General features: G+C 70.9%; 14 protein-coding genes and 1 tRNA gene. 6 read left to right on the top strand and 9 right to left on the bottom strand.

Annotated features, from left to right (window positions below; genetic code table 11):
- The first annotated feature begins 32 nt into the window (after window positions 1-32).
- The gene (locus tag ACZ5NH_RS39810) at window positions 33-638 is read left to right on the top strand and encodes a lytic polysaccharide monooxygenase auxiliary activity family 9 protein (RefSeq protein ID WP_468782555.1); all 606 of its coding nucleotides are present in this window, start codon (window positions 33-35) and stop codon (window positions 636-638) included.
- Between the two features lie 119 nt (window positions 639-757).
- On the top strand, window positions 758-1,225 hold the full coding sequence (locus ACZ5NH_RS39805) for a DUF3592 domain-containing protein (RefSeq protein WP_468782553.1): 468 nt from the start codon (window positions 758-760) through the stop codon (window positions 1,223-1,225).
- A gap of 113 nt (window positions 1,226-1,338) precedes the next feature.
- Here the strand turns inward: ACZ5NH_RS39805 and ACZ5NH_RS39800 are convergent.
- From ACZ5NH_RS39800 to ehuB, 6 genes are all read right to left on the bottom strand, one after another.
- Window positions 1,339-1,412 (bottom strand) — tRNA-Lys (locus ACZ5NH_RS39800).
- A gap of 96 nt (window positions 1,413-1,508) precedes the next feature.
- On the bottom strand, window positions 1,509-2,267 hold the full coding sequence (locus ACZ5NH_RS39795; RefSeq protein ID WP_450985457.1) for an IclR family transcriptional regulator: 759 nt from the start codon (window positions 2,265-2,267) through the stop codon (window positions 1,509-1,511).
- Window positions 2,268-2,482: 215 nt separating this feature from the next.
- Entirely contained in the window at window positions 2,483-3,265 is a 783-nt protein-coding gene (gene ehuA / locus ACZ5NH_RS39790) for an ectoine/hydroxyectoine ABC transporter ATP-binding protein EhuA (protein WP_450985458.1), read from the bottom strand.
- Window positions 3,255-3,905 carry an ectoine/hydroxyectoine ABC transporter permease subunit EhuD gene (gene ehuD, locus ACZ5NH_RS39785; RefSeq protein ID WP_388627516.1) on the bottom strand — a complete coding sequence of 217 codons (651 nt, stop codon included), beginning with the start codon at window positions 3,903-3,905 and terminating at the stop codon, window positions 3,255-3,257. The genes ehuA and ehuD overlap by 11 nt, the downstream gene beginning before the upstream one ends.
- Window positions 3,902-4,621 carry an ectoine/hydroxyectoine ABC transporter permease subunit EhuC gene (ehuC, locus tag ACZ5NH_RS39780; RefSeq protein WP_468782550.1) on the bottom strand — a complete coding sequence of 240 codons (720 nt, stop codon included), beginning with the start codon at window positions 4,619-4,621 and terminating at the stop codon, window positions 3,902-3,904. The genes ehuD and ehuC overlap by 4 nt, the downstream gene beginning before the upstream one ends.
- Window positions 4,618-5,544 (bottom strand): ectoine/hydroxyectoine ABC transporter substrate-binding protein EhuB, encoded by a 927-nt coding sequence (gene ehuB / locus ACZ5NH_RS39775; RefSeq protein WP_468782548.1) that lies wholly within the window; start codon window positions 5,542-5,544, stop codon window positions 4,618-4,620. Before ehuB ends, ehuC begins: the two co-directional genes overlap by 4 nt.
- A gap of 47 nt (window positions 5,545-5,591) precedes the next feature.
- Between ehuB and ACZ5NH_RS39770 the strand changes: the two genes are divergently transcribed.
- Complete coding sequence (locus ACZ5NH_RS39770; RefSeq protein WP_451003684.1) at window positions 5,592-6,086, top strand: DUF3830 family protein; 495 nt, start codon at window positions 5,592-5,594, stop codon at window positions 6,084-6,086.
- 11 nt (window positions 6,087-6,097) lie between these two features.
- On the opposite strand, the gene ACZ5NH_RS39765 is transcribed toward ACZ5NH_RS39770, so the two are convergent.
- Complete coding sequence (locus ACZ5NH_RS39765) at window positions 6,098-7,501, bottom strand: amidase (RefSeq protein ID WP_468782546.1); 1,404 nt, start codon at window positions 7,499-7,501, stop codon at window positions 6,098-6,100.
- Between the two features lie 23 nt (window positions 7,502-7,524).
- A complete protein-coding gene (locus ACZ5NH_RS39760; RefSeq protein WP_468782544.1) occupies window positions 7,525-8,475 on the bottom strand; it encodes a D-2-hydroxyacid dehydrogenase in 951 nt (316 codons plus the stop codon).
- A gap of 184 nt (window positions 8,476-8,659) precedes the next feature.
- Between ACZ5NH_RS39760 and ACZ5NH_RS39755 the strand changes: the two genes are divergently transcribed.
- The 3 genes from ACZ5NH_RS39755 (at window position 8,660) to ACZ5NH_RS39745 (ending at window position 11,374) form a co-directional block, all read left to right on the top strand.
- Window positions 8,660-9,460, top strand: coding sequence for a maleate cis-trans isomerase family protein (locus ACZ5NH_RS39755; protein ID WP_468782585.1), 801 nt, complete (start codon window positions 8,660-8,662; stop codon window positions 9,458-9,460).
- Entirely contained in the window at window positions 9,457-10,188 is a 732-nt protein-coding gene (locus tag ACZ5NH_RS39750) for a maleate cis-trans isomerase family protein (protein WP_388627524.1), read from the top strand. The genes ACZ5NH_RS39755 and ACZ5NH_RS39750 overlap by 4 nt, the downstream gene beginning before the upstream one ends.
- An 88-nt stretch (window positions 10,189-10,276) precedes the next feature.
- Window positions 10,277-11,374: an LLM class flavin-dependent oxidoreductase gene (locus ACZ5NH_RS39745; RefSeq protein ID WP_468782541.1), complete on the top strand. Its 1,098-nt coding sequence runs from the start codon at window positions 10,277-10,279 to the stop codon at window positions 11,372-11,374.
- Here ACZ5NH_RS39745 and ACZ5NH_RS39740 read toward each other — a convergent pair.
- Window positions 11,353-13,158 carry a putative bifunctional diguanylate cyclase/phosphodiesterase gene (locus tag ACZ5NH_RS39740; RefSeq protein WP_388627526.1) on the bottom strand — a complete coding sequence of 602 codons (1,806 nt, stop codon included), beginning with the start codon at window positions 13,156-13,158 and terminating at the stop codon, window positions 11,353-11,355. The two genes, ACZ5NH_RS39745 and ACZ5NH_RS39740, sit on opposite strands and share 22 nt — an antisense overlap.
- Window positions 13,159-13,453 lie beyond the last annotated feature (295 nt).

The raw sequence follows: 13,453 nt of genomic DNA, 5'->3' as shown, positions 1-13,453 counted from the left end.
CCGAACTCCCCACGTTCTCCAGGAGCGGCAGTATGCACACCAGGACCAGGTTGTCCGCGGTCGTGCTGGGCGTGGTGACCGCCGGAGCGTTCGCGCTCTCCACCGGCGGCGCCAGCGGGCACGGCTACACCGACCTCCCGATCAGCAGGCAGAAGCTCTGCGCCAACGGCACGGTGACCGGCTGCGGCGACATCCAGTACGAGCCGCAGAGCGTCGAGGGCCCCAAGGGATTCCCGGCCGCGGGGCCCGCCGACGGCCAGATCTGCAACGGCGGGCTGAGCCGGTTCGCCCAGCTCAGCTCGCCGACCACCCCGTCCGGCGGGGCCTGGCCCACCACCAGGGTGACGGGCGGGCGGACGTACACCTTCCGCTGGCAGTTCACCGCCCAGCACGCCACGACGGACTTCAGGTACTTCGTCACCAGGCAGGGCTGGAACCAGAACCACGCCCTGTCCCGCTCGGACCTCAACCTCACCCCGTTCCTGACGGTCCCGTACGACGGCCGGCGCCCGCCGGCCACACTCAGCCACAGCGGCACCCTGCCGACCGGGCTGAGCGGGCACCAGGTCATCCTCGCGGTGTGGACGATCGCCGATACCGGCAACGCGTTCTACGCCTGCTCGGACGTCACCTTCTGAGGACCGTTCCGCCACAGCGCGGAAACTGAGGTTCCCTTGAGGCCGGCCGCCCCTACCACCGGGTAGGTTCCTCGCACGCCGATCGAGTGGAGCGGCGTACCGGACCTCGGGGGAACCTCATGTTCGAGATCTTCTTCTACGCCGTACCCACCGTCATGATCGCCGGCTTCGGGTACTCCGCCTTCCTGCTGATGCGCCGCGCCTGGCGGGTCGGCAGGACCTGGGCGCACGGCCTGACCGCCGAGGGGCGCTGTCTGCGGATGTACACGACGACCAGAGGGGGCGGCGGGGACACGTCCGTGCGGACGACCCTGCATCACGTCTACGAGTTCACCACCCGCGAGGGCCGCACGGTCCGCTTCGAGGAGGAGGGCGGCCCGGCGACCGTCGTGGAAGGCGACTTCGTCACCGTGCGGTACCTGCCGGAGCAGCCCCAGCGGGCCACCGCCCGCCCGCCGGCGCCCGCCAGGCTGGCCGTCGGCACCGGATTCGGGGTGGCCTTCCTCGGCGCGGCCATCACCTTCTGCGTCTTCTTCATCGCCACCGCCCACATGACGTTCTCCGAGTCCGGCGGCCTGATGCCGTAGCCGTCGGCATGTGCGGGTGGCGAAGCCCCCACCACGCGCGGCGCGGTCGCGCAATAACAGAGATGGCGAGCCAGGTCCGCGCATTTTGCGGACATGGCTCGCCATCGTCATCGTGCGCCGCCAGGGACTCGAACCCCGGACCCGCTGATTAAGAGTCAGCTGCTCTAACCAACTGAGCTAGCGGCGCATGACTCTCGCCCGCCGCGGTTTTGTCTCCCGCGGCTGGCGACGAAGAAAATACTACCTGGTCCTGAGGGGTGCTCGTGACCACCCTGTGGGGCCCCTAGAGCGCCAGGGACAGCAGCACCGGCGCCGCGTTCCGGTTCAGCGTGTCCGCCGCCTGCTTCAGGCGGTGGGCGTGCGCCACGGGAAGCGACAGCGCCAGGCAGCCCACGGAGGAACCCGCCGTGATCGGGACCGCCGCGCAGACCGTGCCGATCGCGTACTCCTGCAGGTCCAGGACCGGCACGGTCGGCGGCTGGGACTCCAGACGGGACAGCAGCAGCTTGTCGCTGGTGATGGTGCGCGAGGTGAGGCGGGCCATCTTGTGGCGGGAGAGATGGTCGCGGCGGGCGTTGTGGTCGAGCTGTGTGAGCAGGCTCTTGCCGACCGCCGTGGCGTGGGCGGAGTAGCGGAAGTCGACCCACTCGTTGACCGCCGGGGTGGTGGGCCCGGCGGCGTACTGGGTGACCTTGACCTCGCCGTCGACGTACCGGCTGATGTAGACCGCCGCGCCGACCGAGTCGCGCAGCCGGTCCAGGGTGTGCTGGAGCTTCTCGCGCACCGCCCGCTCCCGGTCGTGCGCGGAGGTGAGGCGGCGCAGGGTGTCGCCGGTGACGTACGCCCCGTCGGTGATCTGCTCGACATAGCCCTCCCGGCGCAGCATGCGCAGCAGGGCGGTGAGCCGCTCCGGGCCGAGGCCGGTGCGGTGGGCCAGTTCGGTGTCGGTGATGCCGGCGGAGTGGCGGGCGACGGTCTCCAGCACGCGCAGGGCGTCCTGGGCCGAGTGGTACGGGGCGGTCGGCTCGTTCATCAGCGCCACGGTGTTCCCCCTGCGCTCGCTCGCCTGTGTGTGCCGCGAGATCCGGTCGGCGGATCGCTACCACGATAACGGGCAAACCCGCTGCAGGGAGAGGGGGTTGGCGAGATTCTTCCGCCCGCCGGACCCCTCCCAACTGCGGCGCAGACCCTCTGGCATATGCCAAAGTCAAGACCCAGCGGTTGGACCTCGGCATCTTCCGGATCCACGCGCCGTGGTCACAGCACCGCGCTGAGGAATTCCCGGGTGCGGTCCTGCTCCGGCTCGGAGAAGATCTTCTCCGGGGAACCCGATTCGATCACCTGGCCGCCGTCGAACATCAGCACCCGGTCGGAGATGTCGCGGGCGAAACCCATCTCGTGGGTCACGCAGAGCATGGTGATGTCGGTGCTGCGGGCGATGTCCCTGAGCACGTCGAGGACGCCCGCGACCAGCTCCGGGTCGAGCGCGGAGGTCACCTCGTCCAGCAGCAGCACCTGCGGCCGCATCGCCAGCGCCCGGGCGATCGCCACCCGCTGCTGCTGTCCGCCGGAGAGCCGGGTCGGCTTCGCGTCGCACTTGTCGGTCAGCCCCACCAGCTCCAGCAGCTCCCGGGCGCGCTCCTCGGCCTCGTCCCTGGACATGCCGAGAACCTGCACCGGCGCCTCGGTGATGTTCCGCAGCACGCTCATGTTGGGGAACAGGTTGAACTGCTGGAACACCATTCCGATCTTCTTGCGGACCTCCCGGACCTGCTTCTCCGGCGCCGGGAACAGCTGCTCCCCGTCGACGGTGATCGTGCCCTCGTCCGGCTTGGTGAGGGTCATCAGAAGTCTGAGGATCGTGGTCTTGCCGGATCCGGACGGGCCGATCAGGGTCACGTGCCGGCCGGCGTCGACGGAGAAGTCCAGCCGGTCGAGCACGGTGTTGGCGCCGAAGCGCTTGGTGACGTTCTCCAGACGGATCAGCTCGGTGGGCTGGGCGTCGGTACGGGAGGGCTGCGGACGGGTCTCAACGGACAAGGCGTCGCTCCAGGGCTCGCAGGAGTAGGGAGGCCAGGTAGGAGATGAGGATGAAGGCCACACCGATCACGGTGACCGGCTCGGTGAACTGGAAGTGCTGCTGGGAGAAGAGCCGGGCCTGGCCGAGCATCTCCAGTACGGTGATCGTCATCAGCATCGGCGTGTCCTTGAGCATGGAGATCACGTAGTTGCCGAGCGCGGGCACCACCCGGCGGATCGCCTGCGGCAGGATCACCGCGGTCCAGGTCCGCCGCCGGGGCAGGTTCAGCGCGGTCGCTGCCTCCCACTGGCCGGCGGGCACCGCCTCGATACCGGCCCGGTAGACCTGCATGGTGTACGTCGAGTAGTGCAGGCCGATCGCGAAGACACCGGTGGTCAGCGCGGAGAAGGTCACATTCCACTCGGGCAGCACGTAGAACAGGAAGAACAGCTGCACCAGCAGCGGGGTGTTGCGCACGAACTCCGTGACCACCCCGACCGGCCAGCGCACCCAGCGGCTCGGCGTCCGCATCAGCAGCGTCCACACCAGGCCCAGGCTGAAGGACACCAGCGAACCGAGGGCCAGGGCCTCCAGGGTGACCCGCAGCCCGTCCCAGAAGTGCGGCATGAACCCGCTCACCGCGTTCCAGTCCCACTTCATGCGACGCGACCCCCCACTCCGGTCGTCTGCGCGTGTTTCAGCTCACGCGCCGCCGAGAAGGTCCCGGCGTCCTTGCCGATCCCCGCCTTCAGCCGCTTCTCCAGGGAGCGCATCAGCCGCGTGATCAGGAAGGCGATCACGAAGTAGATCAGCAGCACATACGTGTAGATCTCCGCGCTCTGCTGCAGCGCCAGCCGGACCAGGTTCGCGCTGAACGTCAGATCGCCCATGCCCATCACCGACACGAGCGCGGTGCCCTTGAGCAGCTCGACCAGCAGATTGCAGAAGGACGGGATCATCTCCGGCACGGCCTGCGGCAGCAGAACGAGCCGCAGCCGCTGGGCCGGGGTGAAGCTGAGCGCGATACCGCCCTCCTGCTGCGCCGGATCGACCGACTGCAGCGCGCCGCGCACGATCTCCGAGCCGTACGCGCCGTACGTCAGGCCGAGCGCCAGCGTGCCCGCCCACATCGGCACCAGCTGCCAGCCGAAGGCGACCGGCAGCACGAAGAACACCCAGAAGATCATCACCAGCGCCGAGGTGCCGCGGAACACCTCGGTGTAGAAGCCGGCTATGAAGCGCACGATCCACAGCCGGTGCGTGCGCGCGATGCCCACGACGAAGGACACCGCGGCAGCCAGCAGCGCGCTGAACACCAGCAGCTGGATGGTGGTCCAGACGCCCTTGAGTACGAGTTCCCACAGTCCCGAGGTCATCCGCCGCACAGCTCCTTCGCGGTGAGGTCGGTCATCTCGGCCCTGGTGAAACCGAACGGCCGCAGGATCCGGAACAACTCCCCGCTCTTCTTCAGCTTCCGCAGCTCGACGTTGAACGCGTCGCGCAGCTTCGTCTCGGTCGGCCGGAACGCGAACGCGCCGCCGTCGACGTGCGGTTTGCCCTTGACCAGCGGCGCGAACGGCTGGGTCGCCTCCGCCTTGCTCGACTTCTTCACCACCTCGCGGGTGGTGAGCGCCGTACCGGCGAAGACGTCGACGCGGCCCGCCTCGACGGCGTTCAGCCCGGCGACCTGGTCCGGGACGATCAGGATGTCGCTCTGCTTGTACCCGGCCCCGACCGCGTACTCGATCTCGGCGTATCCGGTGCCGGTGGCGAACTTGGCCTTCTTCGCGACGACGTCCTTGTAGGAGTGCAGCCCCAGCGGGTTGCCCTTGCGCACGATGAACGAGTCCAGCATCTGGTAGTCCGGATCGGCGAAGATCACCTGCTGGCAGCGCTCCGGATTGACGTACATCCCGGCCGCCACGACGTCGAACTGCTGCGAGTTCAGCCCCGGGATCAGCGAGCCGAACTCGGTGGGCACCGGCTGGACCTTGTCCACCCCGAGCCGCTTGAAGATCACCTTGGCCAGCTCGGGCGCCTCACCGGTGAGTTGCCCGTCCTTGTCGATGTACCCGAAGGGGACCTCACCGGCGATCCCGAGCCGTACGACGCCCTGCGCGCGGAGGCGGTCGAGCAGGTCGCCGCCCTCCTTGCCGGACGCCTCGGCCACCCGGGAGCAGCCCGCCGCGCCCAGCACACCGAGGGCGGCGAGGCCACCGAGCACCGAACGCCGGGTGTGCCCGGCGTGTCTGAGTTCCGACCGGAATGTGTGTACGTCGTTCCCAAGTGGTGGAGCCATGGCGGCGCGGCTACCCAAGCGCATCCGGGCTATGCACCCTTGTTCTCATGGCCGATCGATTCGTCACCGTCTCGCTCGAGAAGCGGGACGTGCACTGCACGGCACGACTGCTGGCCGACCGCGCACCCCTGACCTGCGCGGCGGTATGGGACGCGCTCCCGCTCGCGGGTGACGTCTATCACGCCAAATACGCGCGCAACGAGATCTACGCCCTCTTCCCGCCGTTCGCCTCCACGGAACCCCCACTGGAGAACCCGACGGTCACCCCGATTCCCGGCGACCTCTGTTACTTCTCCTTCGCCGGCACCGAACTGGGCACCCGGGCCTACGGCTACGACCGCGAGGTCCGCCCCGGCACCACGGTGGTCGACCTGGCCCTGTTCTACGAGCGCAACAACCTGCTGCTCAACGGTGACGTGGGGTGGGTGCCGGGGATCGTGTGGGGACAGGTGGTGGAGGGGCTGGAGGCAATGGCCGAGGCCTGCAACGACCTGTGGCGCAGCGGGGCGGCCGGGGAGACGCTCGGTTTCCGTCGGGCGTGAGGCCCGCCCGGCTACCGGACGGCGGTGACCGTGGGCGCCGATGCCGCCTCGGCCTCGTACAGCGCGTGCGCGGCCCGCAGCACCAGGTCGTCCCGGTGCCGGGCGGCGACGAGCTGGAGGCCCACCGGGAGACCGTCCGCGTCCGTGCCCACCGGGACGGTCGCCGCGGGCTGCTGGGTGAGGTTGAACGGGTAGGTGAAGGGCGTCCAGCCCGTCCAGCGGTGGTGAGCCGAGCCCCTGGGCACCTCCACGCCCGCCTCGAACGCCGTCAGCGGCAGGGTCGGGGTGACCAGGAGGTCGTAGCGCTCGTGGAAGCGGCCCATGCGCCGGCCGAGGTCCATACGGACGTCGACCGCGGCCAGATAGTCCAGCGCGCTGTAGCGGGCGCCCCGTACGCAGATCTCCCGCAGGCCGGGGTCCAGCAGCTGCCGCTTGCGCGGGGAGAACCGCTCGGTGAGCCGGGCCGCGCCGCTGAACCACAGGGTGTGGAAGGCCTCCACCGGCTCGCTGAAGTCCGGGTCGGTCTCCTCGACGTACGCGCCGAGTTCGGCGAGGGTGGCCACCGTCCGCCGTACCGCCGCCGCGACCGCCGGCTGGACCGCGACCTGCCCGCCGAGGCAGGGGGAGTACGCCACCCGGAGGCCGTGCACGCCTTCCTTCAGGTGTTCGGTGAAGGAGCCCGGCGCGGGCGGCAGGGCCGACCAGTCGCGTGGGTCGGGCGCGCCGATGACGTCGAGCAGCAGGGCCGCGTCCGCCGCGTCCCGGGTCATCGGACCCGTGTGCGACAGCGTGCCGAACGCGCTCGCCGGATACAGGGGCACCCTGCCGTACGTCGGCTTCAGCCCGAAGATGCCGCAGAACGCGGCCGGGATACGGATGCTGCCTCCGCCGTCCGTGCCCAGCGACAGCGGGCCCGCGCCGAGCGCCACGGCCGCCGCGCTGCCCCCGCTGGAGCCGCCGGCGGTGCGGGACTGGTCGTGCGGGTTGCGGGTGATCCCGGACAGCGGGGAGTCCGTCACGCCCTTCCAGCCGAACTCGGGGGTCGTCGTCTTGCCCAGGAACACCGCGCCGTGCTCGCGGAGCCGGGCCACCGAGGGGGCGTCCTCCTCCCAACTGCCCTGCTCGGAGATCGTCCTGGAGCCGCGCAGGGTCGGGTGGCCGCGCAGCAGGAGGATGTCCTTCACCGTCACCGGCACCCCGTCGAGCAGCCCGGCCGGCTCACCGCGCCGCCAGCGCTCCTCCGACTCCCGGGCCCGGGCGAGTGCGTCCTCCTCGGTGAGGCGTACGAACGCGTTCACCTCCGGCTGGATCCGGCGCGCCCGCTCCAGGGCCTGTCCGGTCGCCTCCACGGGGCTGAACTCGCCCTTGCGGTAACCGTCGAGGAGCTGGACGGCGGTGAGGTCGGTGAGCTGCATGCACCCTCCAAGGATCCGGGCGGTCAGTGACCGGGGACGTATCCGCGTTTCTTGTCGACCACGTTGACCAGTGATCTGCCCGCCGCCCACCGCTCGTACAACTCCACGAACTGCGCGCCCAGTTCGTCCCGCCAGCCGACCGTGTCCCCGCTCATGTGGGGGGAGACGATCAGCCCCGGCAGCCCCCACAGCGAGCTGTCCGGCGGGAGGGGTTCGGCGGTGAAGACGTCCAGCGCGGCGCCCGCGATCCAGCGCCGGGTCAGGGCGTGGGCGAGGGCGTCCTCGTCGACGAGCTGACCGCGGCCGACGTTCACGAAGAAGGCCGAGGGCTGCATCACGCCGAAGCGGTGGCCGTCGAACATGCCGTACGTCTCCTCGGTGAGCGGCGCCGCCGCGATCACCCAGTCCGCGCGGGAGATCAGCCGGTCCAGGTCGGCCGGGCCGTGGATGCCGGTCCGCGGCACCCGCCCGACCAGCGCCGTCGTCACGCCGAGGGCCTTCAGGGTGCGTACGATCGCCCGGCCGATCGGGCCCGAGCCGACCACGCACGCGCGCGTGCCCGCCACCCGCCGGCCCTCCCGGTGCCGCCAGGTCCGCTCCCGCTGGTACTCCAGCGTGCGCGGCAGATCCTTGGCGACCGCCAGTACCAGGGCCGCCACGTACTCGGCGATCGGCTGGTCGAAGATCCCGCGCGCGTTCGTGACCACAGTGTCGGAGGCCGCCAGCTCCGGGCCCAGCAGATGGTCCACGCCCGCGCTCGCCGTGTGCACCCAGCGCGGGCGGGGCCCCTCCCCGGGCCAGGCCTCGCGCACCGCGTGCGAGGTGAAGTCCCAGACCAGGAGCACGTCCGCCTGCGGCAGCCGCTCGGCCAGCCGGGCCGCGTCCGTGTGCACGATCCGGGCGCGGCCGGTCAGCCGGCCGAGGCGCGGCGGCGGGTCGGCGTCCAGCACCAGGAGGGTCGGGAGGGTCGTCATACGGGGCGGCTCCGAGCGTCTGACGTGCGCGGACCACGGGAGTCCGACGAGCGCGGATCGAGCGTCTGACATGCGCGGATTAACCGCGGATTGACCACGCTCGCACCCGAACCTACCTTCGTCAACACGGGCGCATTCGCGATCCGTTGCCCACTCGTCTCCCAGCGTGAGGCCGGTGCCAGCGATGCACGTCTCCTTTCTCGGCGGCCCCCGCCCCCAGCGCGGGGTGGGCGTGGTGGCCCCCTTCGACTTCGCCCTGGATCGCGAGCTGTGGCGCTGGGTGCCCGACGACGTGTCGCTGCATCTGACCCGGACCCCGTTCGTGCCGGTCGAGGTGAGCCTGGACCTGGCCCGGCTGGTGAGTGAGCACGAGACCCTCGGCGACGCCGTGCGCGCGCTGACCGCCGTCGCGCCCGAGGCCGTCGCCTACGCCTGCGCCTCCGGCAGCTTCGTCGGCGGGATCGCCGGGGAGCGGGCGATGTGCGCGGCGATGAGCCTCGCGGGCGCGCCGCCCTCCGTGACCACGTCCGGCGCGCTGCTCCAGGCGCTGGAGGAGCTGCGTGTCCGGCGCGTCGCGCTGGTCACGCCGTACACCGTGTCGGTGACCCGGGCACTGGAGGACTTCGTCGCCGAGGCCGGCGTCCAGGTCACCGGGTGCGCCTTCATGGGCCTGACCCGGCACATCTGGCGGGTGCCGTACCGGGACGTCGTCGCCATGGCCCGGCAGGCGGTCCGCCCCGGCACCGCCGACGCGCTCTTCATCTCCTGCACCAACCTGCCGACGTACGACGTGATCCCCCAGCTGGAGGCCGAGCTGCGCATTCCCGTGCTGTCTGCCAACCAGGTCACGATGTGGGCTGCGCTGCGCCGACTGGGTACCCGAGCCGTGGGGCCGTACCAGGCGCTGCTGGACGAGTCGGCGCGCGCCTGGCCCTCCGCACTGCCGGAAGACACGCCGGAAGAGACGCAGGAAGGCTGGACATGACCGCACTCGGATTCCTCTACCCGGGCCATTCCGCCGAGGACGACTATCCGCGCATAGAGCAGCTCCTGGGCAGCGACATCCGGGTGGACCTGGTCCACACCGACATCGGCGAGGACGCGCACCGGGTGGCGGCGCTGCGCGAGATGGGGTCCACCGAGCGGCTCAGGGCGGGCATGGAGAGCCTGCGGCTCGCCGGGGCCGAGACGGTGGTCTGGGCGTGCACCAGCGGTGGCTTCGTGCACGGCTGGGAGGGCGCCCAGGACCAGGTGCGCACGCTCGCCCGGCTGGCCGGGATGCCCGCGTCCTCGACGTCCTTCGCCTTCGTGCACGCGGCCCGGGAGATCGGGGTGCGGCGGGTCGCGGTCGGCGCGACCTACCCGGACGACATCGCCGCGCTGTTCGCGGACTTCCTGCGGTCCGGCGGGCTGGAGGTGGCCGGGGTCCGGTCCTCCGGGATCATCACGGCGGCCGAGGTCGGCACGTGGGGCGAGGAGGACGTGCTGACGCTGGCCCGGGCGGCCGACGTCCCGGACGCGGAGGCGGTCCTGCTGCCGGACACGGCCCTGCACACGGCCGCGCATCTGTCGCTGCTGGAGAAGGCGCTGTCCAAGCCCGTGCTCACCGCGAACCAGGTGACGGTGTGGGAGGGGCTGCGGCTGGCCGACCGGCGAGTGAACGCGCCCACACTCGGGACGCTGTTCACGAGGGAACCGATCGTGCAGGTCTGACCCGGGCGGCACGAACCCCGGAATAAACGGAGACTGCCTCCTGTTAAGCCGCCCAGGACAGCGCACGCCACAAACAGGAGGCCCACACGTGTCGGCAGACGAGGCAGACGAGATCCGGGGAACGACGCACGGCACCGCCCCCGTCCCCCTGTCCGTACTGGACCTGGTGACCGTCGGCGCGGGCAGCACCGCCTCCGACGCCCTGCGCACCAGCGTGGCGCTGTCCCGGTTCGCCGAGGCCCGCGGCTTCCACCGGTACTGGGTCGCCGAGCACCACTCCATGCCCGGTGTCGCCTCCTCCTCGCCCGCCGTGATCCTCGCCCACCTGGCCGCCCACACCGAGCGCATCCGGCTCGGCTCGGGCGGCGTCATGCTGCCCAACCACGCGCCCCTGGTCATCGCCGAGCAGTTCGGCACCCTGGAAGCGCTGGCCCCGGGCCGCATCGACCTCGGCCTCGGGCGCGCCCCCGGCACCGACGGCGCCACGGCCGCGGCCCTGCGCCGCAGCGACACCCTGAACGAGGGCGCCGACGACTTCCCGGAGCAGTTCGCCGAGCTCACCCGCTTCCTCGACGACGACTTCCCCGACGGGCACCCGTACCGCCGTATCCACGCGATCCCGGGGCCCGTCCAGGCCACCGCCCCCGGCGGCGTCCAGTCCCCGCACCGCCCGCCCGTCTGGCTGCTCGGCTCCTCCGGCTTCAGCGCCCGCCTCGCCGGTCTGCTGGGCCTGCCGTTCGCCTTCGCGCACCACTTCTCCGCGCAGAACACCATCCCGGCGCTCGACCTGTACCGGCAGACCTTCCGCCCCTCCGCGGTCCTCGACGAGCCCTACGCCTTGATCGGCGTCTCCACCCTCGCCACCGACGACGCGCGCGAGGCCCGCCGCCAGACCCGGGCGATGGCCCTCAACATGCTCCGGCTGCGCACCGGCCGGCCCGGCCTCTTCCCCGACCCGGACGAGGCCGAGCAGCACGAGTTCAGCCCCATGGAGGAGGAGTTCATCGCCTCCTGGACCTCCAACATCGTGCACGGCACCGCCGACGAGGTCCGCTCCGGCCTGGACGATCTGCACAAGCGCACCGGTGCCGACGAGCTGATGCTCGTCTCCCACGCCCATCGCGGCGAACTGCGTCTGCGCTCCTATGAGTTGATCGCGGACGCCTACGGCTTGCCGACCGCGTAGGTCTGCTCGCCGAGCAGCTCGGAGATACGATCCGGCGGCACCGGGCGGGAGTACAGCCAGCCCTGCCCGGTGTCGCAGCCGATGCGGCGCAGCCGGGTGGCCTGGGCCGAGGTCTCCACGCACTCGGCGGTGACGGTGATGCCGAGCCGGTGGGCGAGCTGGATCATCGCCTCGACGATGACCTCGTCGGCCGGGTTGGGGGCGATCGCGGTGTCCTTGTCGGCCTCGTACTGGAAGCCGCGTACGAAGGAACCGTCCAGTTTCAGAGTGGAGACCGGCAGGCGGCTGAGGTAGGCGAGGTTGGAGTAGCCGGTGCCGAAGTCGTCGATGGCGATGCGGACGCCCATGTCGCTGAGGGCCTGGAGTGCCTGCAGCGGGCGGCCGGCCGAGCCCATCACCGCCGACTCGGTCAGCTCCAACTGCAGCAGATGCGGGGCGAGTCCGGTCTCGGTGAGGATCTCCGCCACGTCGGAGACCAGGTCGGAGTCCCACACCTGGCGTACGGCCACGTTGACGCTGACGAAGATGGGCGGCTCCGCGGGATGGTCCAACTGCCAGCGGCGGGCCTGGCGACAGGCTGTGGCGAGCGCCCAGCGGCCGAGCTGCACGATCGAACCGTCCTCCTCGGCCAGTCCGATGAACCGATTCGGCGTCAGTGTGCCGAACTGAGGATGATTCCAGCGGATCAACGCCTCGACCCCGGACAGACGTCCGTCCTCCATCCCGACCAACGGCTGGTACTCCAGAGCGAATTCACCGCGCTCGATGGCCGGGCGCAGGGTGGACGACAGCGCCTGACGGGTCATCCGGTGCGCGTTGCGCTCGGGGTCGAACAGGGTCCAGCGGGCCTTGCCGTCGGCCTTCGCCCAGTACAGGGTCGTGTCCGCGGCCTGCATCAGACCGGTGGCGGTCGTGCCGGCGGCATGGCGTTCGACGACTCCGATGGAAGCGGTCAACGACAGCCGCTGGCCCGCCAGATCGAAGGGCTCCTCCAGGGACTTGAGCGCCGACTCGGCGAGATCGGCGAGCTGTTCGGTGCCGGTTGAGTCCTCCACGAGCAGCGCGAACTCGTCGCCGCCGAGCCGGGCCACCAGCGGGGTCACCGCGCGGGCGTAGCCGGCCTCGTCGGCCACCCGGGTCAGGCGCTCGGCGACGGCCGCGAGCAGCCGGTCGCCGACGCGGTGGCCGAGGGTGTCGTTGACCGCCTTGAAGCCGTCGAGGTCCAGATAGCACAGGCCGATCCGGCCGGTGCCGCTCTGCTCGTACGACTCCGCCTCCAGCGCGGCCGTCAGCCGCTCGAAGAACAGCGTGCGGTTGGGCAGCCGGGTCACCGGGTCGTGCATCTGCAAGTGCCGCAGCCGCGCCTGGAGTTCGCGGCGGGCGCTGATGTCGGCGACGGACAGCAGCACCCCGGGCTCGCCGCTCAGCGGCGCCACGGTCACCTGCACCCACACGGAGTGCCCCTCGGGGTGCTTCAGCCGGCGGGTGCAGCGCAGCTTCGCCTGCCGGCCGCGCAGGACCTCGCGGTAGGCGTGCCAGCTGCGGGCGTCCGAGGCCAGGTCGACGAGGTCGGCGGCGACCCGTCCGGTGAGTGTGTCCGGATCGGTGCCGAGCAGCTCGCCGAAGGCCGCGTTGGCGCCGGCGACGAGTCCGGCGCGGTCCACGACGGCCATGGCGAGCGGGGCGGCCGCGAAGACACGGTGGTAGGTAGTGTGGTCACTGTCTGTGACGGCTGACCGGTCGAGGTCTGCCGCGGGCGTCGGCCCTTCGGACGTTCCGCTCACCGCTCGCTCCTGCAGTGCACTCGATCGATGTCCGTGCCGGAAAGTGTGCCGATCATAGAGGCTGGCCCCGGGCCCTTCCAGCCACTCTCCAGTGTCCCGGACGGAGCACAGTTTCTGACAGATCGTTTCTGCCCGCACCTGGACGGGTTCTTGGGGTCCCCGACCAGTTGTGACGTTCCGTGAGTGTTTCGGGGTGTCGGGCGCCATGGTGCGCCGGCGCACCCCGGGGGCGCACTCACCCTTGTGGTGCAGACGAACAGGGCATATCCCAATGAATACCAGCAATCTGGATGCG

Source organism: Streptomyces sp. NPDC031426, from assembly GCF_055581585.1.
This window is presented reverse-complemented; position numbering and strand designations above follow the sequence as displayed.

Bases quoted from the DNA above. Each gene is read 5' to 3' on its own strand.
- ACZ5NH_RS39810 (WP_468782555.1), top strand. From the start codon at position 33: ATGCACACCAGGACCAGGTTGTCCGCGGTCGTGCTGGGCGTGGTGACC.
- ACZ5NH_RS39805 (WP_468782553.1), top strand. From the start codon at position 758: ATGTTCGAGATCTTCTTCTACGCCGTACCCACCGTCATGATCGCCGGC.
- ehuD (WP_388627516.1), bottom strand. From the start codon at position 3,905: ATGAAGTGGGACTGGAACGCGGTGAGCGGGTTCATGCCGCACTTCTGG.
- ehuC (WP_468782550.1), bottom strand. From the start codon at position 4,621: ATGACCTCGGGACTGTGGGAACTCGTACTCAAGGGCGTCTGGACCACC.
- ehuB (WP_468782548.1), bottom strand. From the start codon at position 5,544: ATGGCTCCACCACTTGGGAACGACGTACACACATTCCGGTCGGAACTC.
- ACZ5NH_RS39770 (WP_451003684.1), top strand. From the start codon at position 5,592: ATGGCCGATCGATTCGTCACCGTCTCGCTCGAGAAGCGGGACGTGCAC.
- ACZ5NH_RS39765 (WP_468782546.1), bottom strand. From the start codon at position 7,501: ATGCAGCTCACCGACCTCACCGCCGTCCAGCTCCTCGACGGTTACCGC.
- ACZ5NH_RS39760 (WP_468782544.1), bottom strand. From the start codon at position 8,475: ATGACGACCCTCCCGACCCTCCTGGTGCTGGACGCCGACCCGCCGCCG.
- ACZ5NH_RS39755 (WP_468782585.1), top strand. From the start codon at position 8,660: ATGCACGTCTCCTTTCTCGGCGGCCCCCGCCCCCAGCGCGGGGTGGGC.
- ACZ5NH_RS39750 (WP_388627524.1), top strand. From the start codon at position 9,457: ATGACCGCACTCGGATTCCTCTACCCGGGCCATTCCGCCGAGGACGAC.